Annotated in this window: 23 protein-coding genes and 1 pseudogene; 15 read left to right on the top strand and 9 right to left on the bottom strand. The window is 62.0% G+C overall.

The window, feature by feature from the left end:
- Nucleotides 1-115: 115 nt before the first annotated feature.
- Both QN219_RS25650 and QN219_RS25655 read left to right on the top strand, forming a co-directional pair.
- Nucleotides 116-1,042, top strand: coding sequence for a GNAT family N-acetyltransferase (locus tag QN219_RS25650; RefSeq protein ID WP_284002937.1), 927 nt, complete (start codon nt 116-118; stop codon nt 1,040-1,042).
- Nucleotides 1,043-1,080: 38 nt separating this feature from the next.
- Nucleotides 1,081-1,995: pseudogene (locus QN219_RS25655) on the top strand (AAA family ATPase).
- A 50-nt stretch (nt 1,996-2,045) separates the two neighbouring features.
- On the opposite strand, the gene fsa reads toward QN219_RS25655, so the two are convergent.
- Nucleotides 2,046-2,699, bottom strand: a complete 654-nt coding sequence (gene fsa / locus QN219_RS25660; protein ID WP_136508991.1) for a fructose-6-phosphate aldolase — start codon at nt 2,697-2,699, stop codon at nt 2,046-2,048.
- Nucleotides 2,700-2,880: 181 nt separating this feature from the next.
- Between fsa and QN219_RS25665 the strand changes: the two genes are divergently transcribed.
- The 7 genes from QN219_RS25665 to QN219_RS25695 all read left to right on the top strand — a co-directional run bounded on the left by QN219_RS25665 (nt 2,881) and on the right by QN219_RS25695 (nt 10,934).
- Complete coding sequence (locus tag QN219_RS25665) at nt 2,881-5,085, top strand: primosomal protein N' (protein WP_284002938.1); 2,205 nt, start codon at nt 2,881-2,883, stop codon at nt 5,083-5,085.
- A gap of 140 nt (nt 5,086-5,225) precedes the next feature.
- Nucleotides 5,226-5,612 carry a DUF4345 domain-containing protein gene (locus tag QN219_RS25670; RefSeq protein WP_173508839.1) on the top strand — a complete coding sequence of 129 codons (387 nt, stop codon included), beginning with the start codon at nt 5,226-5,228 and terminating at the stop codon, nt 5,610-5,612.
- A gap of 249 nt (nt 5,613-5,861) precedes the next feature.
- Nucleotides 5,862-6,428, top strand: coding sequence for a F0F1 ATP synthase subunit delta (locus tag QN219_RS25675; RefSeq protein ID WP_173508840.1), 567 nt, complete (start codon nt 5,862-5,864; stop codon nt 6,426-6,428).
- Nucleotides 6,428-7,957: a F0F1 ATP synthase subunit alpha gene (atpA, locus tag QN219_RS25680; RefSeq protein WP_173508841.1), complete on the top strand. Its 1,530-nt coding sequence runs from the start codon at nt 6,428-6,430 to the stop codon at nt 7,955-7,957. The genes QN219_RS25675 and atpA overlap by 1 nt, the downstream gene beginning before the upstream one ends.
- Nucleotides 7,958-7,984: 27 nt before the next feature.
- Complete coding sequence (locus QN219_RS25685) at nt 7,985-8,869, top strand: F0F1 ATP synthase subunit gamma (protein WP_173508842.1); 885 nt, start codon at nt 7,985-7,987, stop codon at nt 8,867-8,869.
- Between the two features lie 23 nt (nt 8,870-8,892).
- The gene (gene atpD, locus QN219_RS25690) at nt 8,893-10,407 is read left to right on the top strand and encodes a F0F1 ATP synthase subunit beta (RefSeq protein ID WP_173508843.1); all 1,515 of its coding nucleotides are present in this window, start codon (nt 8,893-8,895) and stop codon (nt 10,405-10,407) included.
- Between the two features lie 122 nt (nt 10,408-10,529).
- Nucleotides 10,530-10,934: a F0F1 ATP synthase subunit epsilon gene (locus tag QN219_RS25695; protein WP_284002939.1), complete on the top strand. Its 405-nt coding sequence runs from the start codon at nt 10,530-10,532 to the stop codon at nt 10,932-10,934.
- A 439-nt stretch (nt 10,935-11,373) separates the two neighbouring features.
- On the opposite strand, the gene QN219_RS25700 is transcribed toward QN219_RS25695, so the two are convergent.
- Nucleotides 11,374-12,477, bottom strand: a complete 1,104-nt coding sequence (locus tag QN219_RS25700) for a saccharopine dehydrogenase family protein (RefSeq protein WP_284002940.1) — start codon at nt 12,475-12,477, stop codon at nt 11,374-11,376.
- Nucleotides 12,478-12,596: 119 nt separating this feature from the next.
- Between QN219_RS25700 and QN219_RS25705 the strand changes: the two genes are divergently transcribed.
- Nucleotides 12,597-13,028, top strand: a complete 432-nt coding sequence (locus tag QN219_RS25705; protein WP_284002941.1) for an Lrp/AsnC family transcriptional regulator — start codon at nt 12,597-12,599, stop codon at nt 13,026-13,028.
- A gap of 11 nt (nt 13,029-13,039) precedes the next feature.
- Here the strand turns inward: QN219_RS25705 and QN219_RS25710 are convergent, their stop codons facing one another.
- Complete coding sequence (locus QN219_RS25710) at nt 13,040-13,927, bottom strand: DUF6030 family protein (RefSeq protein ID WP_284002942.1); 888 nt, start codon at nt 13,925-13,927, stop codon at nt 13,040-13,042.
- A gap of 116 nt (nt 13,928-14,043) precedes the next feature.
- The gene (locus tag QN219_RS25715) at nt 14,044-14,955 is read right to left on the bottom strand and encodes a LysR substrate-binding domain-containing protein (RefSeq protein ID WP_284002943.1); all 912 of its coding nucleotides are present in this window, start codon (nt 14,953-14,955) and stop codon (nt 14,044-14,046) included.
- Between the two features lie 101 nt (nt 14,956-15,056).
- Between QN219_RS25715 and QN219_RS25720 the strand changes: the two genes are divergently transcribed.
- The 4 genes from QN219_RS25720 (at nt 15,057) to QN219_RS25735 (ending at nt 21,317) form a co-directional block, all read left to right on the top strand.
- A complete protein-coding gene (locus tag QN219_RS25720; RefSeq protein ID WP_284002944.1) occupies nt 15,057-16,196 on the top strand; it encodes an iron-containing alcohol dehydrogenase in 1,140 nt (379 codons plus the stop codon).
- Between the two features lie 4 nt (nt 16,197-16,200).
- Complete coding sequence (locus tag QN219_RS25725; protein WP_284002945.1) at nt 16,201-17,700, top strand: aldehyde dehydrogenase; 1,500 nt, start codon at nt 16,201-16,203, stop codon at nt 17,698-17,700.
- A gap of 43 nt (nt 17,701-17,743) precedes the next feature.
- Complete coding sequence (locus QN219_RS25730; RefSeq protein WP_284002947.1) at nt 17,744-18,868, top strand: mandelate racemase/muconate lactonizing enzyme family protein; 1,125 nt, start codon at nt 17,744-17,746, stop codon at nt 18,866-18,868.
- A gap of 484 nt (nt 18,869-19,352) precedes the next feature.
- A complete protein-coding gene (locus tag QN219_RS25735; RefSeq protein WP_405052265.1) occupies nt 19,353-21,317 on the top strand; it encodes an acyltransferase family protein in 1,965 nt (654 codons plus the stop codon).
- A 95-nt stretch (nt 21,318-21,412) separates the two neighbouring features.
- Here QN219_RS25735 and QN219_RS25740 read toward each other — a convergent pair whose 3' ends face one another.
- From QN219_RS25740 to QN219_RS25755, 4 genes are read right to left on the bottom strand one after another with little or no spacing between them, the layout of a single operon-like run.
- Entirely contained in the window at nt 21,413-22,279 is an 867-nt protein-coding gene (locus QN219_RS25740; protein WP_284002949.1) for a metal ABC transporter permease, read from the bottom strand.
- Nucleotides 22,276-23,136, bottom strand: a complete 861-nt coding sequence (locus tag QN219_RS25745) for a metal ABC transporter permease (protein WP_284002950.1) — start codon at nt 23,134-23,136, stop codon at nt 22,276-22,278. Before QN219_RS25745 ends, QN219_RS25740 begins: the two co-directional genes overlap by 4 nt.
- A complete protein-coding gene (locus QN219_RS25750) occupies nt 23,133-24,068 on the bottom strand; it encodes a manganese/iron ABC transporter ATP-binding protein (protein WP_284002951.1) in 936 nt (311 codons plus the stop codon). Before QN219_RS25750 ends, QN219_RS25745 begins: the two co-directional genes overlap by 4 nt.
- Complete coding sequence (locus QN219_RS25755; RefSeq protein WP_284002952.1) at nt 24,065-24,970, bottom strand: metal ABC transporter substrate-binding protein; 906 nt, start codon at nt 24,968-24,970, stop codon at nt 24,065-24,067. Before QN219_RS25755 ends, QN219_RS25750 begins: the two co-directional genes overlap by 4 nt.
- A 121-nt stretch (nt 24,971-25,091) precedes the next feature.
- Here QN219_RS25755 and QN219_RS25760 point away from each other — a divergent pair, with 121 nt between their 5' ends.
- The gene (locus QN219_RS25760) at nt 25,092-25,520 is read left to right on the top strand and encodes a Fur family transcriptional regulator (protein WP_284002953.1); all 429 of its coding nucleotides are present in this window, start codon (nt 25,092-25,094) and stop codon (nt 25,518-25,520) included.
- Nucleotides 25,521-25,553: 33 nt separating this feature from the next.
- On the opposite strand, the gene QN219_RS25765 is transcribed toward QN219_RS25760, so the two are convergent.
- Entirely contained in the window at nt 25,554-26,159 is a 606-nt protein-coding gene (locus QN219_RS25765; RefSeq protein ID WP_284002954.1) for a nucleoside deaminase, read from the bottom strand.
- Between the last annotated feature and the right edge of the window lie 49 nt (nt 26,160-26,208).

Raw genomic sequence — 26,208 nt, forward strand, 5'->3', positions numbered from 1 at the left:
TGTGCCGTCCAGAATGTCGCCCGACGCCTTATGTTTTTGCTAACGCACTCTTGGAATTTGTCATTGTTCGATCATATTGAACTGCGATGGTCGATCAGCAAACGCGGATGGGACTATGGCGAGACGGGATATGGGGGACGGATTCGCGCACTTTGCTGAGGCCATTGCTCTGGTTTCACAAGGGCAGCCCGGCCATATCGTCGACACGCTGATTGCCGAGCGCGGCAAGAAGATCGTCCGGCATCCGTTGTGGCCGGTGATGCGGCCCTTTCTCTACACGCTGCTCAACTATCGCAAGGCGATCGAGTTCGCCGACTCCGTCGCCAACATGCCTGGTTTCCAAGCGTTCGAGCACTTGAGTTCGCTGCTTTCGCTGGACGTTCGCGTCGACAAGGCTGAGCGCATCCCGTCGTCCGGCGGCTTTCTCCTGGTCAGCAACCATCCGACCGGCATTGCCGATGGCATCGCGGTCTTCGATCTCCTGAAGTCCCGTCGCCCGGATATGATGTTCTTCGCCAATCGAGATGCGATTCGGGTCAATCCTCGCTTCGTCGAGATGGTCATTCCGGTCGAATGGCGCGAAGAATACAAGAGCAAGCTCAAGGCCCGCGAAACGTTGCAGGTCACCAATCGCGCCATTGAAGAGGGCAAGGCAACCGTGCTTTTCCCTTCAGGCCGCATCGCCTATTGGGCCGATGGACGGCTCAATGAACGTCCATGGAAAAGCTCTGCCGTCGGCTTCGCGCGCAAATACGGCCTCCCGATCCTGCCGGTGCATATGAGCGCGCGCAATTCCGGTCTCTTCTACTGGTTCGCCAAATGGTCGACGGAACTGCGCGACATGACGGTGTTCCATGAGCTTCTGAACAAGAAGGGCGACCTTTTCGATTTCCGCATCGGCAATCTGATCGCGCCCGAAGCACTTGACGGCGATCCGGCGGATGTCACGCGTGCGCTGGAAAGGCATACGGTCTACGAACTCGCTGCAGACAGCGATGCTGTGTTCGACCCACGTCAGGCTCTGGAAAAAATTCTGTTCTGACGGTTCTGGTTGTGCGGCGGATGCGCTAAGCCTCTTCCATGCTGCTCCGCTCGATGTTTGCCGAGAACTACCGCTCGCTCAGGTCGATCCGCATGGATCTGGCGGATGTCAACCTTTTCATCGGGCGAGAACGGCGTCGGGAAGTCCAATCTCTACCGGGCGTTGCAACTGGTGCAGTCCGCGGTGCGCGGCCGTCTGGCGCACGAGATCGCCCGGGAAGGGGGAATGTCTTCCGCCTTGTGGAGCGGTTCGCGTCGTGCTGGGAAGCCGGTTCGCATCCGCTTCGATGCCGAATTGATCGATGAAGAGCGCGCAATGACGTTCCACTATCGGATCGAGGCTGGCCTGAAGCCGCCAGAGGCGGCGGCTGGATTTGCTTTTTGCGCTTCTTCCACGGTTTTCGAACGGATCGCGATTCGCCCTTGCGCGCGCCGTGCCTTGCGGTGACTGCGCCGATGCTCGAAGAGGACGGCGCCAACATGGCCGCTGTCTTCGCGACGCTCTATCACACACGCGAAGATACGGTCGATCTCGACCGAGCAGTTGCCGACGCCTTTGGCAGGGCGCGGCTCGACGTGCCGCATCCGGGGCAGTTCGCCGAATTTTCGCTCGTCTTTCCGGATTTCCCGCACCGGCCGTTTTCGCCCCGGGAGCTCTCCGACGGCCAGATGCGATTCCTGGCGCTCGCTGCCGCGCCGCTCTCTTACCGTCGCCCGCGCTTCATCGCGCTTAACGAACCCGAGACGAGCCTTCATCCGGATATGCTGCCGGCGCTGGCCGACATGATCGCGAGCGCGTCGCGCGAAAGCCAGATCTGGATCGTCACGCATTCCGAAAGGCTGGCACCGGCGGTGCAGGAGCGCTGCGGCGTTCGGCCGCGGCGGGTGATCCGCAGGGACGGCGCGACCTGGATCGACGGGATGCGCCTTACCGGCCTCATGGACGACGAATAGAAAAGGGCCCCGCAATCGCTGCGAGGCCCTTTCGGATTTCTGTAGCTTGATCAGCCGATCTTCTGGCCGGTCTTCGCCCAATCGGCGAGGAACATTTCCAGGCCCTTGTCGGTCAGCGGATGCTTGACGAGCGCCTTCAGTGTTGCCGGCGGCGCGGTGACGACGTCGGCGCCGATGAGGGCTGCTTCCTTGACGTGGTTGACCGTGCGCACCGAGGCGGCAAGGATTTCCGTCTCGTAGCCGTAGTTGTCGAAGATGTGGCGGATTTCACGGATGAGATCCATGCCGTCGAAGGCAATGTCGTCGAGGCGGCCGATGAAGGGCGAGACGAAGGTCGCGCCGGCTTTGGCGGCAAGCAGCGCCTGGTTGGCGGAGAAGCAGAGCGTCACATTCGTCTGGTGGCCGTCCGAAGTCAGCGCCTTGCAGGCCTTGAGGCCGTCGAGCGTCAGCGGCACCTTGATGCAGATATTGTCGGCAATCTTGGAGAGGGCCGCCGCTTCCTTCATCATCTCGCTGTATTCGGTCGCCGTCACCTCTGCCGAAACCGGGCCGTCGACGATCGAGCAGATTTCCTTGGTAACTTCGACGATGTCACGGCCCGACTTCAAGATCAGCGAGGGGTTGGTGGTGACGCCGTCGAGCAGGCCGAGGTCGTTCAGTTCCCGGATTTCCTTCACATCGGCGGTATCAACGAAAAATTTCATGGAGGTGTCTCCCTTGGGGCATGATTGCCGTTCGGGCGCATATCTGCCGGGCGGAAAATCCGCGGGCAGAAACCGCGCGCGTTGAAACTCTGATGGAACCGTGACAAACCCTGCTATCCACAAGGCAGCGGTTCGCTGCGCAGTTTTCTTTAACTGAAAGCGGTGGCAAGGTCACGGCAAAATGACTCTTGATTCAACCGATTTATTCGGGGCCGTAGTTGAACGCCGCGTCGCGCCTGTCCTGGTGCCGATGCCGGCGGCGAAGGCCTATTCCTATGTGGTGCCGGACGGCATGGCAGTCGAGCCAGGATCGATCGTGCAGGTGCCGCTCGGGCCGCGCCTGGTTGTGGGCGTCGTCTGGGACGGTGCCGATGACGGCACGGTCGATCCAAGGAAACTGAAGCAGATCGAGAAAGTTTTCGACTGTCCGCCGCTGACGGGCGACATGCGCGCCTTTCTCGACTGGGTGGCGGCCTATACGGTGACACCGCCCGGCCTTGTCGCACGAATGGCATTGCGCGCGCCGGCGGCTTTCGATCCCGAGCCGATGGTGGAAGCGCTGCGCCTCACGGACCTGCGGCCGGAGCGCATAACCTCGGCGCGTGAACGCGTCATCGCGGCGGCGAGCGACGGTTTTTCCTGGACGCGATCCGGGCTCGCGCATGCGGCGGGCGTTTCCTCGAGCGTCGTCGACGGTCTTACCGCACAGGGCGTATTCGAAACCGTCTTCATGCCGCCGCCGCCCGTTGTCGCCCTGCCCGATCCGGATTTCGCCGCTCCCCGGCTGGAGGGCGCGCAGAAGGACGCTGCAGCCGATCTGCTGAGAGCGGTGGAAGAGGAAAAGTTCTCCGTTTCCCTCATCGACGGCATTACAGGCTCCGGCAAGACCGAGGTCTATTTCGAGGCGATCGCCGCGACCTTGCGTGCCGGCAAGCAGGTGCTGATCCTGCTGCCGGAAATCGCGCTCACGGCAAGCTTCCTCGAACGCTTCCAGGACCGCTTCGGTTCGAAGCCGGCCGAATGGCATTCGGACCTCGCACCGCGAACGCGCGAGAAGGTGTGGCGACAGGTGACGACGGGCCAGGTGCGTGTGGTCGCGGGCGCCCGCTCGGCCCTGTTCCTGCCCTTCGAGGACCTGGGCCTGATCATCGTCGACGAGGAGCATGATCCCGCCTACAAGCAGGAGGACCGCGTCTTCTACAATGCCCGCGACATGGCGGTCGTACGCGGCAGGATCAGCAACTTTCCGGTCGTGCTGGTCTCGGCAACGCCGTCCGTCGAAAGCCGCGTCAACGGCGAGATGGGTCGCTACAGGCCGATCCACCTGCCGACGCGCTTCGGCGATGCGGCGCTGCCGCATCTCGGCGTCGTCGACATGCGCCGCCATCCGCCCGAGCGCGGCGGCTTTCTCTCGCCGGTACTCCTCGACCAGGTCGGCAAGGCGATCGGCCGCGGCGAACAGGCGCTCCTGTTTTTGAACCGGCGCGGCTATGCACCGCTGACGCTCTGCCGCGTCTGTGGCCATCGCTTCCAGTGCCCGGACTGCTCGAGCTGGCTCGTCGAGCATCGCTTCCGCGGCCAGATCCAGTGCCATCACTGCGGCTATTCGGAGCGGACGCCGGAAGCCTGCCCCGAATGCGGCACGCTCGATCATCTGGTTGCCTGCGGCCCAGGCGTCGAGCGTATTGCCGAGGAGGTCGAGCGGCATTTTCCCGAGGCCCGGACGATCGTACTCTCGTCCGATCTCATGGGCGTCAAACGACTGAGGCTGGAGCTGGAGGCGATCGCGCGCGGCGAGGCCGATATCGTCATCGGCACGCAGCTCGTCGCCAAGGGCCATAATTTTCCGATGATGACGCTGGTCGGGATCGTCGACGCCGACCTCGGCCTCGCCAACGGCGATCCGCGCGCGGCGGAGCGGACGTTCCAGCTTCTCTCGCAGGTCACGGGTCGCGCCGGGCGGACGGGCCTGAAGAGCCTTGGCCTGCTGCAGACCTATCAGCCGCAGCACCCGGTCATGCAGGCGATCGTTTCCGGTGATTCGGACGCGTTCTACGAGCGCGAGATCAATGAAAGGGAGCGCGCTGCGCTGCCGCCCTTCGGTCGGCTTGCCTCGATCATCGTTTCGGCCGACTCGCGTAACGACGCCGAGAGCCATGCGCGCGGCTTGCGCATGGCTGCCCCACGCGTCGACGGCATTGCAATTCTCGGCCCGGCCGAGGCGCCGCTGGCGCTCATCCGGGGGCGGCACCGATTCCGGTTGCTCGTGCACGGGCGGCGCAACAGCGACATGCAAGCCTTTGTCAAAGCGATGATTGCCGGCGGGCCGAAAGAGAGGGGATCGATCAGCGTGCAACTCGACATCGATCCCCAGAGTTTTCTCTGATCCCCAGAGTTTTCTGTGATCGATGGCGTGAACGGCACGGACCGGATTCACATCGGCGACGACATGCGCTAGACCTCCCCGGCGCGGCGCTTGCAAAGAACCACGCGACGCAATGGGATGATTTCATCAGCGGGGACGGCATGGAGCTCTACATTCCGACGGAAACCGGGGAGTTGCTGGCATTCTGCGCGGCGGCGGCCGCCGCGCTCATCGGCCTCGTCATGCTCTTTGCGCCGCGCCTTGCCTTTCGCGCGGCCGGCATCGGCATTGCCGAAGGGCGCCGCGGCGGGCTTGCGGAAGCCCGCTCCACCATGGGCGGCATGCATCTCGGCCTCGGCCTCGGCGCCATCCTGCTCGCCCAGCCGATGGTCTATCTCGCCGTCGGCGCCGCCTTCTCGCTCGCCGCCTTCGGGCGGATCCTGTCGATGATGAGCGACAACGGCGGGACACTTTTCAACTGGATCGCCCTTGCCATTCAGGCGGTGCTTGCGATCCTGCCGCTTGCTTACGTTTTCGGGCTGATCTGACGCGCGTCGGCACGATTTCGACGTTCCGTTCGGGATTTACGGCAAAATTCGCCCCGCAGGGTCGACTTATGCCGCATTCCTGCCGTTGGCGTGTTGCGAGTCCAAACATCCTATGCTAGACGAACCGCGAATTGCGGGGGAATTGGGTCGTAACGGCCTCGATATCCTGCGAGTTATTGCAGCAAATTCAAGATGTTAAGTCAGCGGTTCGCCGCAGCTGACGTTCTTGGATGAATTTGAGAGAAGCTTGTGCCCGTGGCAGACACATCCCAGCTTATTTCCGGTGTTGCAGAAAGATATGCGTCCTCGCTCTTCGAACTCGCCCTCGAAGCCGGTTCAATCGAAGCGATCGGCGCCGACCTCGATCGCGTCCAGGCGCTGATCGACGGGAGCGACGACCTCAAGCGGCTGATCGTCAGCCCTGTCTTTTCTGCCGACGACCAGTTCAAGGCTATATCCGCGATCGTGGAGAAGGCCGGTTTTTCCGGGCTGGTCGGCAACTTCCTCAAGGTTGTCGCGCGCAATCGCCGCCTCTTTGTGCTGCCAGGCGTCATCAAGGCGTTCCGCCTGTTCGCCGCGCGCCATCGTGGTGAAATCTCTGCCGACGTCACGTCGGCCCATGCGCTTACCCCGGCGCAGGAAACTGAATTGAAGGCGACGCTCAAGGGCGTCACCGGCAAAGACGTGGCGGTCAACGTCACCGTCGACCCGTCTATTCTTGGAGGTCTGATCGTCAAGGTCGGGTCCCGCCAGATTGACACCTCCCTTCGCACCAAACTCTCTACCCTTAAGCTTGCACTGAAAGAGGTCGGCTGATGGATATCCGCGCCGCGGAAATTTCCGCAATTCTCAAAGATCAGATCAAAAATTTCGGCCAGGAAGCAGAAGTCTCCGAAGTCGGCCAGGTGCTTTCCGTCGGTGACGGTATCGCCCGCGTCTACGGCCTGGACAACGTACAGGCAGGCGAGATGGTCGAATTCCCGGGCGGAATTCGCGGCATGGCGCTGAACCTCGAAGCCGATAACGTCGGTGTGGTTATTTTCGGTTCCGACCGTGACATCAAGGAAGGCGACACCGTCAAGCGGACCGGCGCCATCGTGGACGTCCCGGTTGGTCCGGAGCTGCTCGGCCGCGTCGTCGACGCGCTCGGCAACCCGATCGACGGCAAGGGCCCGATCAACGCCAAGCAACGCGCCCGCGTTGACGTCAAGGCTCCGGGCATCATTCCGCGCAAGTCGGTTCACGAGCCGATGTCGACCGGTCTCAAGGCGATCGACGCCCTCATCCCGGTCGGCCGCGGCCAGCGCGAGCTCGTCATCGGCGACCGCCAGACCGGCAAGACCGCGATCATCCTCGACACCTTCTTGAACCAGAAGCCGATCCACGACAACGGCCCGGAGCAGGACAAGCTCTACTGCGTCTACGTCGCTATCGGCCAGAAGCGTTCGACCGTCGCGCAGTTCGTGAAGGTTCTCGAAGAGCGCGGCGCGTTGCAGTATTCGATCATCGTTGCTGCTACCGCCTCCGATCCGGCTCCGATGCAGTATCTCGCTCCGTTCGCCGGCTGCGCAATGGGTGAATACTTCCGCGACAACGGCAAGCATGCGCTTATCGGCTACGACGACCTTTCCAAGCAGGCCGTCGCCTACCGTCAGATGTCGCTGCTTCTGCGCCGCCCGCCGGGCCGCGAAGCTTACCCGGGCGACGTCTTCTACCTGCATTCCCGCCTCTTGGAGCGCGCTGCAAAGCTCAACGACGACAAGGGCGCCGGCTCGCTGACGGCTCTGCCGGTCATCGAAACGCAGGGCAACGACGTTTCCGCGTTCATTCCGACCAACGTGATCTCGATCACCGACGGCCAGATCTTCCTTGAAACCGACCTGTTCTACCAGGGCATCCGTCCGGCGGTTAACGTCGGTCTGTCGGTTTCGCGCGTCGGCTCCTCGGCGCAGATCAAGGCGATGAAGCAGGTCGCAGGCTCGATCAAGGGCGAACTCGCCCAGTACCGTGAAATGGCGGCCTTCGCGCAGTTCGGCTCGGACCTCGATGCCGCGACGCAGCGCCTCCTCAACCGCGGCGCCCGCCTGACCGAACTCCTGAAGCAGCCGCAGTTCTCGCCGCTGAAGACGGAAGAGCAGGTCGCGGTGATCTTCGCAGGCGTCAACGGCTACCTCGACAAGCTGCCGGTCAATGAGGTCGGCAAGTTCGAGCAGGGCCTGCTTTCCTACCTGCGTTCGGAAGGCAAGGACGTGCTGGAGACGATCCGCACGGAAAAGGCGATTTCCGACGACACCAAGGGCAAGCTGAAGGCTGCAATCGACAGCTTCGCCAAGTCTTTCGCCTGAGCGGGTTTCATTTAGGACGGACAACGGATGCCTTCACTTAAGGATCTGAAAAATCGGATCGCCTCCGTCAAGGCGACGCAGAAGATCACCAAGGCGATGAAGATGGTCGCCGCGGCGAAGCTTCGGCGTGCGCAGGAGGCGGCCGAGGCCGCCCGGCCTTATTCGCAGCGTATGGCTGCCGTTCTCGCCAATATCGCCCAGGCGGTTGGTGCGGACGACAGCGCGCCGCGGCTGATGACGGGAACCGGCAGGGACGATACGCATCTCCTGATCGTCTGCACGGCGGAACGCGGCCTCTGCGGCGGCTTCAACTCGCAGATCGCGCGTTTTGCCCGCGATCATGTGCGCAAGCTGCTTCTGGCCGGCAAGACCGTGAAGATCATCTGCGTCGGCAAGAAGGGCTTCGATATCCTGCGGCGGGAATTCGCGTCGCTGATCATCGACCGTGTCGACCTGCGTGAGGTCAAGAAGATCGGCTTCGAAAACGCCGATCAGATCGGACACAAGGTCATCGGGCTCTTCGAGAAGGGCGAGTTCGATGTTTGCACGCTGTTCTACTCCGAGTTCAAGTCCGTGATTTCGCAGGTTCCGACCGCGCAGCAGCTCATCCCGGCGTCGGCTGGCGATGTATCCGCTGCCGAGACTGCGGACGCATCGGCGATCTACGAATACGAGCCGGACGCGGGCGCCATCCTGACCGATCTCATCCCGCGCAACATCTCGGTGCAGATCTTCCGGGCTCTGCTCGAGAACGTGGCAGGCGAAATGGGCGCCAAGATGAGCGCCATGGACAATGCGACGCGCAATGCCGGTGAGATGATCAACAAGCTGACGCTCAACTACAACCGTCAGCGGCAGGCGCAGATCACCAAGGAACTCATTGAAATCATCTCTGGCGCGGAAGCGCTCTAAGGTTACGAAAGAGGGTAAGAATTATGGCTAAGGCAGCTACCCCGAAAGAAACCGCAGCGGCGAAGAAGCCCGCTGCACCGCGTAAGGCAGCTTCCGCCAAGACAGTCGTTGCGGCTACCGGCGCTGTCGGTCGCGTCACGCAGGTTATCGGCGCCGTCGTCGACGTCGCTTTCGAGGAAGGTCAACTCCCGCAGATCCTGAACGCGCTGGAAACCGACAACAAGGGCAACCGCCTCGTTCTCGAAGTCGCGCAGCATCTCGGTGAAAACTCCGTCCGCACGATCGCCATGGACTCGACCGAAGGTCTGGTTCGCGGCCAGTCGGTCACCGATACCGGCGGCCCGATCTCGGTTCCGGTCGGCAAGGAAACCCTCGGCCGTATCATGAACGTCATCGGCGAGCCGGTCGACGAAGCCGGTCCGCTGGAAACTTCCGGACGCCGCGCGATCCACCAGGAAGCACCGGCTTATGTCGAGCAGTCCACGGAAGCGCAGATCCTCGTTACCGGCATCAAGGTCGTCGACCTGCTCGCTCCCTATGCAAAGGGCGGCAAGATCGGCCTCTTCGGCGGGGCAGGCGTCGGCAAGACCGTTCTGATCATGGAACTGATCAACAACGTCGCCAAGGCGCACGGTGGTTACTCGGTATTCGCAGGCGTTGGTGAACGTACCCGCGAAGGCAACGACCTTTACCACGAAATGATCGAATCGGGCGTGAACAAGCACGGTGGCGGCGAAGGCTCCAAGGCTGCTCTCGTTTACGGCCAGATGAACGAACCGCCGGGCGCCCGCGCTCGCGTCGCGCTCACCGGTCTTACGGTCGCTGAACAGTTCCGTGATGAGGGCCAGGACGTTCTCTTCTTCGTCGACAACATCTTCCGCTTCACCCAGGCGGGTTCGGAAGTGTCCGCTCTGCTCGGCCGTATTCCTTCGGCCGTGGGTTATCAGCCGACGCTCGCGACCGACATGGGCGCGATGCAGGAACGCATCACCACGACGACCAAGGGCTCGATCACCTCGGTTCAGGCCATCTACGTTCCGGCTGACGACTTGACCGACCCGGCGCCGGCGACCTCGTTCGCCCACCTCGACGCAACAACCGTTCTGTCGCGTTCGATCGCCGAAAAGGGCATCTACCCGGCCGTGGACCCGCTCGACTCGACCTCCCGCATGCTCGACCCGATGATCGTCGGCGAAGAGCACTATGAAGTGTCGCGCAAGGTGCAGTCGACGCTGCAGCGCTATAAGGCGCTCCAGGACATCATTGCCATCCTTGGCATGGACGAGCTTTCCGAAGAGGACAAGCTGGCGGTTGCCCGCGCCCGGAAGATCGAGCGCTTCCTGTCGCAGCCGTTCTTCGTCGCCGAAGTCTTCACCGGTTCGCCGGGCAAGCTGGTCGCGCTCGAAGACACGATCAAGGGCTTCAAGGGCCTTGTCGACGGTGAATACGACCACCTGCCGGAAGCCGCTTTCTACATGGTCGGCTCCATCGACGAAGCGATCGAGAAGGCAAAGAAGCTGGCTGCCGAAGCCGCTTAATCAGCATCGTGAACCGTGGCGCGGGCGTTTCGCGCCGCGGTTTTCATCCTGCCGCGGGGAGCGGCAGAGAACATGCACAGCCGCCGCCGACTTGGTGGCGCGCGCACCAGAAGTGAATGGTCATGGCCGACAGTTTCAATTTTGAACTTGTTTCCCCCGAGCGCCTGCTGCTTTCGGAAAAGGTGACGGAAGTCGTCATCCCTGCAACCGAGGGCGAGATGACCGTGATGGCCAATCACGCGCCGACGATGACGACCGTCAAGCCGGGCGTTGTTACCGTGAGAACGGCTGACGGCAAGACCGAACGCTTTGCGGTTTTCGGCGGCTTCGCCGATATCCTGCCGACCGGCTGCACGCTGCTTGCCGAGTCCGCCGTCCACGTCGACGAACTCGATCCGACGGTGTTGGAGAATCGCATCGAAGCAGTTCGCGCTGAACTGGAGGGCGCCGGCGACGAGAAGAAGACTCGTCTCGAACAATTCATCGCCGAGCTGACGAAGCTCGGGGAGATCGTCATACCGGCCTGAAAGGGACATCCCGACAAGGGATAATGCCTATCGAACCCCGCCTCGAGCGGGGTTTTTCGTGTTTAGTCAACGCCATTGGCCATGGCGGCGTTCGAAGCTGTCAAGGGAGCGGCGGCTCGATTTGCTTGCGCGGGGCGACTGCCCCTCATCCCCTCTCTCTGTAGGCCGGGAGAGGGAACTTTGAGCTGGCGCTTGCTGCGAGCTCCTTCGCTCCACTTGCGGCGAGAAGATGGCCGGCAGGTGAGGGAATTCGTCCCGGCGGACCGATCTGCAATCACCGACACCCAGGCTTGGGAGTGCTGCGAGGCGGAGTCCGAGCGCTTCCTGTCCAAGATTTCCGCCGTGAACGAAAAATGCCCGGAGTTGATCCGGGCATTTATGTGTTTCATTCTGTGGACGCGCGGGCAAAACGCCACGCGCGTTTCGCGTCGACGAAAGCTCAGCTTGCGGCGCGATTCGTCTCGTGCTTCTGCGCGTAGTAGTGGCCGAAGCGGTTGGCAAGGAAAGCGTCGAGCGCTATGTCTTCCTGGCGGATGAAACCCTTCGACGCGATCTTACCCTCGGCGAGCATGTCCAGAACGGCGCAGATGCTGCCTGCCGTGGTGATCTGGATACCGCTCTGCATGCGTCCGGCGACGACGCCGCTATAGACCTTGTTGGCGTAAGTCTCCTGGACCAGCCGGCCTTCGCGGAAACCGGAGACCGTGACGAAGATGACGACGACGTCCTGCGTGGTGGACGGCAGGGCGTTCTCCAGAATGTCCTTCAGCACCTCGCGGCGGTGGCGCAGGCCGAGGTCGTTCAGGAGCGCCTTGAAGATGGCGGCATGGCCGGGATAGCGGATGGTCTTGTAGTTCAGCGTGCGGACCTTGCCCTTCAGGGTTTCGCAGAGCGTGCCGAGGCCGCCGGAGGTGTTGAAGGCCTCGTAGGTGACGCCGTCGAGCGAGAATTCCTCACGCTCCTCCATCGCCGGGACTTCGATCAGCGAACCTTCGACGATCGCTTCGCAAGGCTCGATATATTCGTTGATGACGCCGTCCGTGCTCCAGGTCAGGTTATAGTTGAGCGCATTCGACGGATATTGCGGCAAGGCGCCGACACGCATCCGTACGCTTTCGAGCGTCTCGAAGCGCTTAGCCAGATCGTTGGCGACGATCGAGATGAAGCCGGGCGCAAGGCCGCATTGCGGGATGAAGGCGGTTTTCGCCTTGGCTGCGATCGCCTTGACCTGGCGGGTCGATTCGACGTCTTCGGTCAGGTCGAGATAGTGGATTTCGGCTTCGGCAGCGGCCTCGGCGATGGCGACCGTCAGGTGGAACGGAGCGGCGCTCAGCACCGCAAACTTGCCGGTCAGCAGACCGACGAGCGCCTTCCTGTCGCCGATGTCGATGGTCGCGGTCGAAATGGCGTCGTGCTTTTCGACCTGTTGCAGCTGCTCGGCGCTGCGATCGGCAACGCAGACGCGATAGTCGCCGGTGTGCGCCAGCATGCGAGCGATGGTGGAGCCGATCTTGCCGGCACCGATGACAACAATGTCTTTCATTCTTTTCCCCAGGGTATGAGCTTCAGACCCATTTTCCTCCCGGGATGCGTTGATTTGAAGCGTCAGTATGGCTAAATCGCCAATCAATATTCGGCAATTCGCCAAAATGGATCGACGATATGCAAGTGACCGGCAAGGACCGCGAACTTCTGGCCATCCTGAGCGAGAATGCACGCATGCCGACGGCGACGATCGCGCGCCGGCTTGGGCTTTCTCGCACGACGGTACAGGCGCGGATCGAGCGGCTGGAGCGCGAGGGCGTGATCGCCGGTTATGGCGTGCGGCTTTCGGAAGTCTACGAAAAAGGCCTGGTGAAAGCGCATGTGCTGATCACCATCGCGCCGCGGGCGTTGAGCCGGGTCACTCCCGAACTTGGCGCCATCCGCGAGATCCGCACGCTGCATTCCGTCAGCGGCAGTTTCGATCTCATTGCAATCGTCGCGGCCACCTCGATCAGCGAGCTCGACTTGCTGATCGATCGCATCGGGGAAATCGACGGGGTCGAAAAGACGCTGTCGTCGATCATTCTTTCCACCCGCATCGACCGCTGAGCTCTGGCATTTCAATGCTCCGGCTGTTCGCTCGCGGATCGAGACGCACCGCTTGGCTCAGACACTGCGTCCGGCACGTTCCAGGCTGTCGGACCGCGCACGACGGAAACCGCTGAACCGTCGCCCGGGGTGAGCCACTTGCCGCGATCGAAAAAGAGTTCGGCGATGCTCTTCGGTCTTGACCGCGCCGCTTGATTGGCGAGGAAATTGTAGCGGGGAACGTCGCCCGATTCCTGCTTGAACTGGATGCGGCTGCCGAAGCGTTTGAGGTCAAATTCCTTGAGCGCCTGGAGCCGCAGGGCGATGCCTTCGCTATCCGCCCAGCGGACCTGCGTCAGGAAGACCGAGGCGGCTTTTGCGGCGGCGCTGGTGACGGCCTGCGTGTCATTGGGGCGTTCGATGTTCAGCTTCACGCGAAACGAGGTGATCTCGTCTTCGCCATTGCCTTTGACGAAGATGAAGATCGACGAGGGGGTGTCTTCGCCAGGTCGGGCAAACGGCACGAGCGACGAGCATTCCCACCGGCCACTCTCCGCAGATTTCCACTCGAGTTCACGAAAGCCCGCTTGGCGCAGGCCTTCGCAAAGCGCGCGCGGGTCGCTGCGGATCTCGCGCAGAAACTGCTGTTCTGGTGTATTCAGATCCTCAAAGGTTCGGGCCGGCAGCAACACACGCGGCGGCTCCGGCTTCTTGCGGAATTCGCGCACCGGCTCGGCTTGCTTCGTCTCCTGCTTCGCCTCCTCCAAGAATGTCGTCGGCAATCCGGCAACCGTGAGGAGTTGTTTTAGGTTGCGCTGCTCGTTGGCAAGGAGAACGGTCGCGAGGATCGCCGTGAAGACGAGCCCCACGGCAAGGAAGAAAAAGGCGATGCCGGAACGGCCTTTTTGCTTCTTCTCCATCTGGTGTCAGCGCTCCGTCTTGAAAAGCGCCCGGCTGACGCAAATCGTGAGCGCGGTAGAGCACGCAGCCAAAGGTTCACTGCACCGGAGCCGCCCGTCCATATGAGGGACGCCGTTCATGCCGGCCTGCTCAGTGCTGCATGGAGGCGAAGCACCTCGTCCGTCGACGGCCGGTTGCGCGGCAGCCCGAGATAATAGCCGTAGCCGGAGGCGAGGCTGCGTTGGCCGAGCATAGCTAGTCGGCCATCGTTGAGATGTTCCCGCACCAGGCCGAGGCTGCCGAGCGCCACGCCGTCGCCGCGCAGTGCCGCATCGATCGCCATCACATAGGTCGAGAACGTATATTTCGGACGCGGCTTCGCGCCGTGCCGGGAGGGCTCGATCCGCTCGAACCAGTTCTGGAACGAAATCCAGTGGGCATTGAAGCGGTCGTAGTCGATGAGATCGAGCGTCGCGATGGTTTCTGGCCGCAGCTCGGGCGCGTCGAGGCCCCTGGCGGCGAGGTATTCGGGCGAGGCCACCGGCGCCAGCTCTTCGGCCATCAGCAAGGTCAGCGACCAGCGCGGATGATCTCCGGTCGAATAGAGGATGACCAGATCGTTGTTTTCCGAAGCAAGTTCGGACGGGCTGTCGGTCGTCAGGAGACGGATCGAGATGCCCGGGTTCTCCTTGCCGAATTCGCGCAGCCGCGTGCCGAGCCAGAGGTGGGAGACCGAGCCGCTGGCGGCGATGGAGATCACCTGGCCGCCGGCGCCGCGGAAAGGTTCGAGGCTTTCCTCCAGATAGTCGAGCGAGGCCCGTACCCGCTGGAAAAGCCGTTCTCCCTGCGGTGTCAGTTCCAGGTTTTTGCCGCGACGGCTGAACAGCGGACTGCCCAGATGGTCCTCAAGCGTCTTGATGCGCCGACTAACGGCCGCCTGGGTGATGTTGAGCTCCCGCCCGGCACGGGAAAAGTTCATGTGCCGGCTGGCGGCGTCGAAGACGCGGAAGGCTTCCAGCGGGATGCGATCGAGCAGACGGTTTTCCATGACTTCAGGTTATCAAAAAGGCTGAAAATTCACCGGATTTGAAAATATCAGATTGTGTTGCAGGGTAAAGCCGCGACAAAGGCCAGCCAGGAACACGACCCGTGCAGTTCTCCACCTCCTTCATTCCGGAAATCCGCTTCGGAGACAATATTCATCAGGCGATCGGCCAGGCCGTGAAGGGGCTTGGAGCGCGGCGCGCGACCATTGTCATCGATGGCTTCCTCGCAAAATCCGGGCTGGCCGAAAGCATTGCCAAAGCCGTCGAGCGGGAGGACATCCCCGCCTGCATCTTCTCCGATTTCACCGGAGAGCCGAAACTCGCTCACCTTCATGCGGCACTTGAAACGGTGACGGGATCCGATCTCGTGATCGGCATCGGCGGCGGCTCGGCGCTCGACATCGCCAAGATCGTTGCCTGCTGCGCCGCCTCGGGCCGGGATCCTATGCACTATGCGCTCGCCGCCAATCCGCTGCCGAAAGATCCCTTGAAGAAGATCCTGGTGCCGACGACCGCCGGCACGGGATCGGAGACCTCCGCCACCAACATCTTCTCCGGGCCGGAAGGCAAGAAGCTCTGGATCTGGGGGGCGGAGACCAAGGCCGATCTCGTGCTTCTCGATCCATCGCTAACGGTGAGCCTGCCCGCCAGTCTCACCGCCTGGTGCGGACTCGATGCGTTCGTCCACGCTTTCGAGGCGGCGACCAACCGCAACACGCATACTGGCGCCCAGTTCTACGCTCATGAGGCGCTGCGGCTGATCACCGGCGCTCTGGAAACGGCAGTCAGGGAACCCGCCAATCTGGAAGTCCGCGGCAAGGTGCTGCTCGGTTCCTGTTACGCCGGCATTGCCATCGACAACTGCGGCACGGCGATTGCCCACAACATCAGTCATGCGCTGGCCGGGCTCGCTCCGGTGCATCACGGGCTTGCCACCGCGCTTGGCTTCGAAGCGACGATCGGTTGGCTTGTGGAAGCGAACACGGCGGATCTCAACCGTGCGGCAAGGGCCTGTGGCCTCGATGAGCCAGGCGACCTTCCGGCCTTCGTCTCCGATCTGATGGACCGCTGCGGCGTTGACCGCGCGCTGCCGAAGGCCTTCGACGCCTTTTCCGCGGCCAATCTTGCTCGCGAAATGAAGGCCCTGGAAAACCGGCCTATGCGCCACTCGACGATCCGCGAGGTGACCGATGTCGATATCGACCGGTTCGCGGCGACGATGATGGCGCTGGCGAAAGGATAATGAGATGACCCAGGAATATACACGCGCCTATTGGGAAAACCTTTTGGCGGGACTGAAGCCTGAGGGACGGCACTTTATCGACGGCGCGCACGGGCCCTCGGCGTCCGGCGCGACCTTCACGCGCGCCCGGCCGATGGATGGAAAGCCGGGCGCGGAACTCGCCCGCGGTGGCGGCGCCGATGTCGATGCGGCTGTCGCGGCCGCCCGCGCCGCGTTCGAGAGCGGCACCTGGCGCAAGAAGGAACCGCTGGAGAAAAAGAAGATCATGCTCAAATGGGCGGATCTCATCCGGCAGCACGGCGAGGAGCTTGCGCTGCTGGAAACGCTCGACGTCGGCAAGCCGATCATGGCATCGCTAAATGTCGATGTCCGGCTCGCAGCCGACGGCATGCAGTATTACGGCGAGATGATCGACAAGCTCTATGACGAGATCGCGCCGACGGGACCGAATGCGCGTGCCTTGGTGCGGAAAGTGCCGCTCGGCGTCGTCGGAGCGATCACGCCGTGGAACTATCCGCTGATCATCGACGCCTGGAAGCTCGGGCCGGCGATCGCGGCCGGCAATTCGGTCGTGCTGAAGCCGGCCGAACAGTCCTCGCTCTCCGCCATCCGACTTGCGGAACTCGCGATCGAAGCGGGGCTGCCGACGGGTGTGTTCAACGTCGTTACCGGCTACGGCGAGGAGGCCGGCAAACCGCTGGCGCTACACACGGACGTCGACATGATCGCCTTTACCGGCTCGACCGAAGTCGGCAAGCTGATCATGGGCTATGCGGCGCAGTCGAACGTCAAGCGCGTGGCGCTGGAACTCGGCGGCAAGTCGCCACTCGTCGTCTTCGAGGACGCCGATCTCGATGCCGCCGCGAGTGCGGCGGCCTGGGGCTGCTTCTACAATTCCGGCGAAACCTGCCACGCAGCGACGAGGCTGATTGTCCAGCGTTCGGTGCAGGAAGCATTGATCGAAAAGATCCAGGCGGTGACCAGACGCGAGATCACGCTCGGCCATCCGCTCGACCCTTCGGCGCAGATCGGCGCGCTGATCGAGGAAGACCACATGAAAAAGGTGCTTTCGATGATCGCCGCTGGCGAGAAGGAGGGGGGACGCCGTGTCTTTGGTGCCGAACGCGTGATGGACGAAACCGGAGGCTATTATGTTTCGCCGGGCGTCTTCGTGGACGTGACGAACGACATGAAGCTCGCGCGCCAGGAAATCTTCGGACCGGTGCTCGCCGCCATTCCCTTCGAAACGGAAGCGGAGGCGCTGAGGATCGCCAATGACACGGTCTACGGACTGGCGGGCGCCGTCTTCACCCGCGACATGGATCGGGCGCATCGCTTTTCGGAAGCGATCCACGCGGGCACGGTGTGGATCAACACCTACGACATGTCGAGTTTCGCGACACCCTTCGGCGGCTTTAAGCAGTCCGGCTTCGGTCGCGACCGTTCTGTGCACGCGATCGACAAATACTGCGACTACAAGACCATCTGGCAGCAGTTTGGTTAGGCACTTGCAGGACGTAAGAACAAGGAGGCGGATCGGAGGAGCCATGAGCAAGATCGTTTCCATCGAGATCACCCACCACCGCCTGCCGCTCGATCCGCTGTTCAAGGCAAGCTGGGACGGGCGCCCGCGCAAACAGTTCGACGCGACGATCGTCCGGGTGCGCGACGACGAAGGCCGCGAGGGCATCGGCTCGGGTGACCTGATGAAAGGCTTCGAGGGCCACGAAGGCCTCTTCGTCGGCGAGGATCCGCGCCATCTCGAGCGGCACTATGAGGTGCTGTCGCATATCAACTTCCACTATGGCCGCTGCTGGCCGATGGATCTGGCGCTCTGGGACCTCGCAGGCAAAATCGTTGGCGAGCCCGTCTGGCGCATGCTGGGCGGTCGGGCGGACCGGGTGCGCCTTTATGCCTCTTCCGGCGTGCTTCGTGATCCCGGCGCGATGGCGGCCCAGGCCGAAAGCTATCTGGAGGAGGGTTTTCCGGCAATGAAGGTCCGCTTCACCTCCTCCGCCGGCGGGCGCGACGGCTGGCGGGAGGATGTGCGGGCGCTGGAGGCGATCCAGACCCGCGTCGGCAACCGGCTGGAACTGATGGTCGACTGCAATCAGGGCTGGCGCATGCCCTGGGATACGACGCTTGCCTGGACCTTCAAGGACGCATTGGCGGTCGCGAAGGAACTGGAGCGCCTAGGGGTCTACTGGATGGAGGAGCCGCTGCATCGCTCCGACCGCAAGGGCATGCGCCGGTTGAGCGATGCGACCTCCGTGCGCATCGCCGGCGGCGAGATGACACGGGAGCTTTATGAATTCCGCGACATCATCGAGGAGCGCGCCTTCGATGTGATCCAGCCGGACGTGGCGCTGGTCGGCGGTATTACCGGCTGCCGTAGGCTCGCCTGGCAGGCGCGCGAGGCGGGGGTGATGTTCACTCCACACTCCTGGACCAATGGCATCGGCGTTCTGGCGAACGCCCATCTGACGGCAGGGGTGGGTGATGCGCCGTGGCTGGAATACCCTTACGACAATCCGGAGTGGAGCGAACAGCGGCGCGACTATCCGATGGCGGCTCCGCTGCGGCACAAAAACGGCTGGCTGGAACTGGGCGAAGCGCCCGGCCTTGGCATCGCGCTCGACGAGGAGAGATTGAAGGCGACGCGGCGCGGCTGAGGCATCGTCCGATCCGCACTCATACCGAAATCTCACAACGGATCGAGACGCGAGAGCGGCTATTCCACGGCCGTCGGCTGAGGTTCTGGTCTATCGCATGTTTCCTAAATCGCAGCTTTAAGGACAAACCACGCAGAAAATCAAAGTTCTGCGGCGATGTTGTGCGTCTGAAACGATGCACAGATAGCGATCGCGGAGGTTGATCGACAGGAGACTTATCAACCTTTGTGACACTCGATGCCGAAAGTGAACCGTATCTCCGGCCCCTCGCCTTGACATTACTTTGTGCGGTGCAGCATTTTAAGCTGCTGATGCAGGATGGGCTAATTTGATCTCGAGAGAGTGACGCAGATTGGCGACCGGATCTACGAAGCGGTTTCGAGGCTCTGCCGACGCAGCCCTGGCATCCCGACCTCATTACCACGCCCGTAAACTAATAGCTGAGCCGAATATTCGCGCCGCGCAGCGCGACGACATTCAGGGCTTGCGGGCAATCGGCGTACTTTTGGTCGCGATATATCATATATGGATCGGCCGGGTTTCTGGTGGTGTCGATGTGTTCTTCATCGTCTCCGGCTATCTGCTCATCGGATCGCTAGCGCAACAGGCCGAAGCCAAGCACCGCGTGCATCTCATCCTCTTTGCCACCAAGTTGGCCCGTCGACTTCTGCCCGCGTCCTTTTTGGTGCTTGCCGTGATCGCGATGTCGGCGCCGTTTTGGCTGCCGAGAATGCGATGGCAAACCGGCATGCATCAGATTATGGCCAGCTCGCTATATATCGAGAACTGGTTTCTGGCGGCCGCGGCGATCGACTATCTCGCACGAGATGAGGTGGGAAGTCCGGTCCAGCATTACTGGGCAATGTCAGCCCAGGTCCAATGCCTGCTGATTCTAGCAGCGGGTGTTGCCGTATTTACCTCGATAAGGCGACGCCCCTCGCGCGCCGACCTGTTGGCGTTTCTCACAAGTGTGTTCGCACTGTCGCTTGCCTACTCGATCTACAGTACGTCCCGGAACCAGGCATTCGCCTACTACGACACCTTTGCGCGGATCTGGGAGTTCGCGCTTGGCGGGATCAGTCGCCTGCTGCTGCCCGGTATCAATTTGTCGCCAATGCAGCGGACGATCGGCGGGTGGATCGGTTTCGCGGCGATTCTGAGTTGTGGCATCTTGCTTGAGATATCGACTGTCTTTCCCGGCTACGCCGCCCTCTGGCCGACGCTCGCCGCTGCAGCAATCCTTGTTTCCGGCGATGGGCCGCCGTTGCGGTTCGGTGTCGCAAGACTGCTGGCCGCGCGACCGCTCGTGTGGCTCGGGGGCATATCCTACGGCCTTTATCTCTGGCATTGGCCAATCCTGGTCTTCTATCTCACCTGCTCTTATCAAACCTCGGCCGGTCCCATAGAGGGCATGGTCGTCCTGTTCGTCTCCATCGTCCTTTCCTATTTCACAACCCGGCTCGTGGAGGCACGTTTTCGCGGGCGGAAGAATGACGGCCGCCCGTTGCAAACAGCGTTCGGGGCGATCGTTGCCCTTGCCGTAATCGCTGCGGGCCTGTTCGTCTGGAGAGTAGAGGCCGGTCAAAACATGACCGAGGAGCAGCTACGCGTCGCGGATGCCGAGCGTTATCCCGGTGCGGCGATCGAAGGGCTTGCGGCGGGTTCGAGCGATATCCCCGTCCATCCTGGACCTATGACCGTAAAATGGGACGATGCAGACGCCTATCGGGACGGCTGCCACCAGTCTCTACAGGGAACCGCCTTGCTCAGTTGCAGTTACGGGCCGAGAGAGGCCAACCACACTCTGGCGCTCGTTGGTGGCTCGCACAGCGTGCATTGGCTACCGGCGCTGCAGGGCGTCTTGCAGCGATATCCGGACTGGAAAATTGTCACCTACACCAAGAGCAGTTGCGCGCTGAGCTCGCAGGAGACCTCCGAGGCGCCGGCACATCGAGACGCCTGTACCAAGTGGAACGAACTGTTGATGGAAAGATTGTTGTCGACGAAGCCGGATCTGGTTTTCACCACGTCCACGCGGGTGGTCGATGGCATCGAGGAAGTTCCCGCTGGTTATCAACGGCAATGGGAGAAACTGGCGGCGGCGGGAATTCCGGTCGTCGCAATGCGCGACACGCCCTGGTTTGGCTTTGACGTCCCCGAATGCGTGGAGATCAATGGTCGCTTCTCGCCGAAATGCGCCGTGCAGCGGGAATTGGTGCTCGCTCCGATCAGTCCGGCACGCGCGGTCTCCTTCGAGGAAAACCTGCATTTTCTGGACTTTTCCGATTATTTCTGCACGGCCGAAATGTGCCCTGCGGTTATTGGCAATGTGCAGGTCTATTACGACAAGCATCACGTAACAGCCACCTATATGCGCACGTTGAGCGAAGAGCTTGCTCGTCAGCTTGTCCCGATATTCCAAGACGCGAAACCTTTGGCGCTGAAATGAATGTCACGCTCAAAGAGGTGGCAACAAGCACATGAGCGCCTGACTGGAGAGCGACCGGACGAGTATTTCCGCTCCGGCGTGGCCCGGGTGGATACTTACTCATGAGGGCGCTGGGGCTTTGAATTCAATGAGTCGGCAAGGCGTGCCGTTTTCCAGGTGGAATAGGCGAAGGCGGCGAGGAAGATCGCCGTCATCAGCATTACGATGGTCGGCGCCGGTGCGCTGTCGATGAAGAAGGACAGGTAGACGCCGAAGAAGGAGGCGAAGACCGCGACGATCACGGCGGCGATCAGCATGCCGCCGAATGTGCGCGTGAGCAGAAAGGCGATCGCACCGGGGGCGATCAGCATGGCGATCGCAAGAATGAGGCCGACGGCCTTCAAAGCCCCGACGATCGTCAGCGACAGGATCGCAAGCAGGCCGTAATGCAGCCATCCGACCGGAAGACCAACCGCGCGCGCCTGGGCCGGATCGAAGGCGTGTAGCAGCAGGTCGCGCCATTTGAGCCCGAGGATGCCGGCGGCAACGAGCGCAATGATTCCCGTTTCCAAAATGTCGCGCCAGCCGATGCCGAGCATGTCGCCGAAGAGGATGTGATCGAGGTGCACGTCGCTCTGGATCTTGGTGTAGAGCACCAGGCCGAAACCGAACATGCCGGAAAAGACGATGCCCATCACCGTATCCTGCTTGATGCGGCTGTTTTCCTTGAGGTAACCGGTGAGCAGCGCACAGCACATGCCGGCGGCAAAGGCACCGACGGCGAGCGGCAGGCCGACGATGTAGGAGATGACAACGCCCGGAAAGACCGCATGCGAGATCGCGTCGCCCATCAGCGACCAGCCCTTGAGAACGAGGAAGCAGGAGAGCATGGCCGTCGGGATCGCGACCAGGACCGAGATCACCAGCGCGTTGCGCATGAACTCGAACTCGAAGACGGCGAGAAGCATGTCGAGCGAGATCATCGTACGGCCTCCAGCGCCTCGGACACGCGACGACGGGCGGCGATGAGCCCGTGCTTCGGGGCAAAGACGAAGGCGAGCAGGAAGATCAGCGTCTGCAACACGATGATGATGCCGCCCGTCGCGCCATCGAGGAAATAACTCGCATAGGCGCCGACAAAACTTGTCAGCGCACCGATCGCCACGCTGATAGCGATCAGCTTCGGAAAGCGGTCGGTGAGCAGATAGGCCGTTGCCCCGGGGGTCACGACCATGGCGATGACGAGAAACGCGCCGACGGTCTGAAGGGCTGCGACCGTGCAGGCCGAAAGCAGGGTGAAGAACAGGACCTTCAGGAAGGTCGTGTTGATGCCGATCGAACGGGCGTGGCTCTCGTCGAAGAAGGTCACCATCAGGTCCTTCCATTTCGCCCAGAGGATCGCGAGCGAGACAATGCCAATGATGGCGAGCTGCAGCGTGTCGGCCGGCGTGATGGCGAGGATGTTGCCGAGCACGATCGTCTGGATGTTCACCGAGGTTGGCGACAGCGACACCATGAAGAGCCCGAGGCCGAAGAAGGAGGTGAAGATGAGCCCGATGATCGTGTCTTCCTTCAGCCGCGTGCGCTGGTTCAGAAACAGCATGGTGCCCGCAGCGAGCGCGCCGGAAAAGAAGGCGCCGAGCGAGAAGGGGAGACCCAGCATATAGGCGCCGGCGACCCCGGGCACGATCGCGTGGGAGAGGGCATCGCCGATCAGCGACCAGCCCTTGAGCATGAGGTAGGCCGAGAGGAAGGCGCAGACGGCGCCGACGAGCGCGCTCACCCACATGGCGTTCAGCATGTAGCTGTAGGTGAAGGGTTCGATGAGCGCCGCTATCATTTGTCGTCCGATTCAGGGTCGGTTTCCGGCTTTGCGGGCTGCGCCACCATCCGGTCCCGAGCGCCGTACATGACGAGCGGGCGCTCGTCGTCGCTGATGACGGCAAGCTGGCGCGGATCGGCGTCGTCGTGCAGGCTTTCACCCCCGAGCACGAAGTGACGCAGCACGCCGCCGAAGGCGAGTTCGAGATTGTCGCGGGTGAAGGTGGTTGCCGTCGGACCGTAGGCGAGCACCGTGTTCTTCAGGAGCACGGTGCGGTCGCAGAATTCCGGCACGCTGCCGAGATTGTGGGTGGAGACGAGCATCACGCGGCCCTCGTCGCGCAAGGCGATGAGCAGGCGAATGATCGCATCCTCAGTCTTGACGTCGACGCCGGTGAAGGGCTCATCGAGCAGGATGACGCGGCCATCCTGCGCCAGCGCGCGGGCGAGGAAGACGCGTTTCTTCTGGCCGCCGGAAAGCTCGCCGATCTGGCGTTTGCGGAAGTCGCTCATGCCGACGCGCGCAAGGGCGGCCTCGACCGCGTCATGATCGACTTTCTTAGGGATTCGCAGCATGTTCATGTGGCCGTAGCGGCCCATCATCACGACGTCCTCGACGAGAACCGGAAAGTTCCAGTCGACTTCCTCGGCCTGAGGCACATAGGCGACGAGGTTTCTCTTCAGCGCGGCCGGCACCGAAAGCCCGAGGATCGAGATTTCGCCTTTCGCCAGCTTGACGAAGCCCATGATCGCCTTGAACAGCGTCGACTTGCCGCTGCCGTTGACGCCGACGAGCCCCGTGATCGTGCCGGTCGGGATCTCGAAGGAGGCGTCGCGCAGCGCCCGGTGGCCATTGCGATAGGTCACCGTCGCGCCACGGACGCGGATGCCGCTGCCCTCGTCCGTTGATGCCGGCGCCGGCGTGGCGCGCGTCTTTACCTGGAGGTTCATTGCGAAAGACCTTTCGCGATCGTTTCGGAGGTCACACGCAGCAGGTCGATATAGGTCGGCACCGGACCGTGGGCCTCGCTCAAGGAATCGACATAAAGCACGCCACCATATTTCGCACCGGTCTCCCGCGCCACCTGTTCGGCCGGATCCGGCGAGATCGTGCTCTCGGAAAAGACCACCGGAATATTGTTGGCGCGCACGGCATCGATCACCTTGCGCACCTGCTGCGGGGTGCCCTGCTGATCGGCGTTGATCGGCCAGAGATAGAGCTCCTTCATGCCGAAGTCGCGGATCAGGTAGCTGAAGGCGCCCTCGCTCGAGACGAGCCAGCGCTTTTCCGCCGGGATCTTCTCGAGTTCCGCCCGGATCGGAGCGATGGTCGCCTCGATCTTTCGCTTGTAGGCTTCGGCATTCGCCTTGTAGGTCTCGGCGTTCCGAGGGTCGAATTTCACGAAGGCATCGCGGATGTTGTCGACATAGATCAGCGCTGCCGAGGGCGACATCCAGGCATGCGGATTCGGCTTGCCGGTGTACGGACCCTCCGCGATCCCCATCGGCTCGACGCCTTCCGAGACGACGACGCCGGGAATGTCGTCGAAGTTCTGGAAGAATTTTTCGAACCAGAGTTCCAGGTTCAGCCCGTTCCAGAGAATGAGCTTGGCGTCGTGCGCTTTCAGAATGTCGCGCGGCGTGGGTTGGTAGTTGTGGATCTCCGCGCCCGGCTTGGTGATCGATTCGACGATTGCCGCGTCGCCTGCGACATTCTGCGCCAGGTCGGCAATCACCGTGAAGGTGGTGACGGCCTTGAATTTTTCCTGGGCCAGCGCTGCGCCGGAAATGAAGGAAAGGGCGGCCGCCGCCGCTGCTGCCGCCAGAATCATACGCCTCGTGCAATCGATCATCCGTCGCTCCTCAAGTTGACCCAAACTATGCCTATGCGAATGATTTGCATAAGTCAATGCAAATGAGAACCATTTGCAACTAGCTATTTTCAAACAGATCGCCCTTGGCTAGTGTCGCCAGATGAAACAGAACAAGAATCGCATCGAGGAGTTGGAAGGAATCCTCAGAGACGGCGGTGTGCGTGTCACGCGCCAACGCGCTGCAATCCTGAAGATTTTGGCCGAAGCTGAGGACCATCCCGACGCCAGCGAACTGCATCGCCGCGCAAAGGAAATCGACGCAACGGTCTCGCTGTCGACGGTCTACCGGACCTTGTCGGCGCTCGAACAGCAGGGGGTCGTGCAGCGCCATGCCTTCGAGAGTGCAACGGCCCGATTCGAGACGGCGGATGCGCCGCATCACGACCATCTTATCGACATCGAAACCGGCGCAGTGATCGAATTCAGATCCGACAAGATCGAACAGCTGCAGGCAGAGATCGCCGCCGAGCTCGGCTACGAACTGGTGCGCCACCGGCTGGAGCTCTATTGCCGAAAGCGCAAGGATTGATCCGGACCTGCCCGACGTTCTCGTGACGAGACTTTAGTTCAGCGGAATGGCGTTGCTTTCCTTGCCGGCCTGATAGGTGGCCGAGAGGTCAGCATATTTCTGCCTGATCGCCGCGGCGCGCAGTTCGAAGCGCGAGCGGTCGGGCTGCGGAATACCGGCGATCAGATCAGCGATCGACCGGCCTTTCCAGAAGGCGTTCTTCCTGTTGTAGCCGCCCGGCTCCAACAGGAAGACTTCCTTGAGGATCTTGAGGTCGTGCGGGATCGAAAAGGAGTCGCGCGAATCCTCGTGGCTGAAGAAATAGTAGAAATTGTCAAAGCCCGCCCAGGTGATCGCCGAAAGGCACATGGAGCACGGTTCGTGTGTCGACAGGAAGATGAGGTCACGCGGGTCGGGGCGAGCGGCTCCAGCGATTTCGTAGAACCGCTTCAGCGTGTGGACCTCGCCGTGCCAAAGTGGGTTCTCCGTTTCGTTGTTGGTCTCGACGAGGACGACCGACAGGTCCGACTTCCTCAGCAAACCGGCGCCGAAGATCTTGTTGCCGGCGGCGACGCCGACCTCCGTTTTTGGGATTACGCCGCGCTCCATCGTGGTCAGCAGGGCCTCGAGCAGTCCGAGCATTTCGTCTTCTTGTGACATGTGGTCGTCCCTTGTTGTTGTCCGCGTTGGTGCTCCGGCCGAGAGCGAT

The sequence above is a fragment of the Sinorhizobium sp. 8-89 genome (genome assembly GCF_030124325.1).
Lineage (GTDB): Bacteria > Pseudomonadota > Alphaproteobacteria > Rhizobiales > Rhizobiaceae > Sinorhizobium.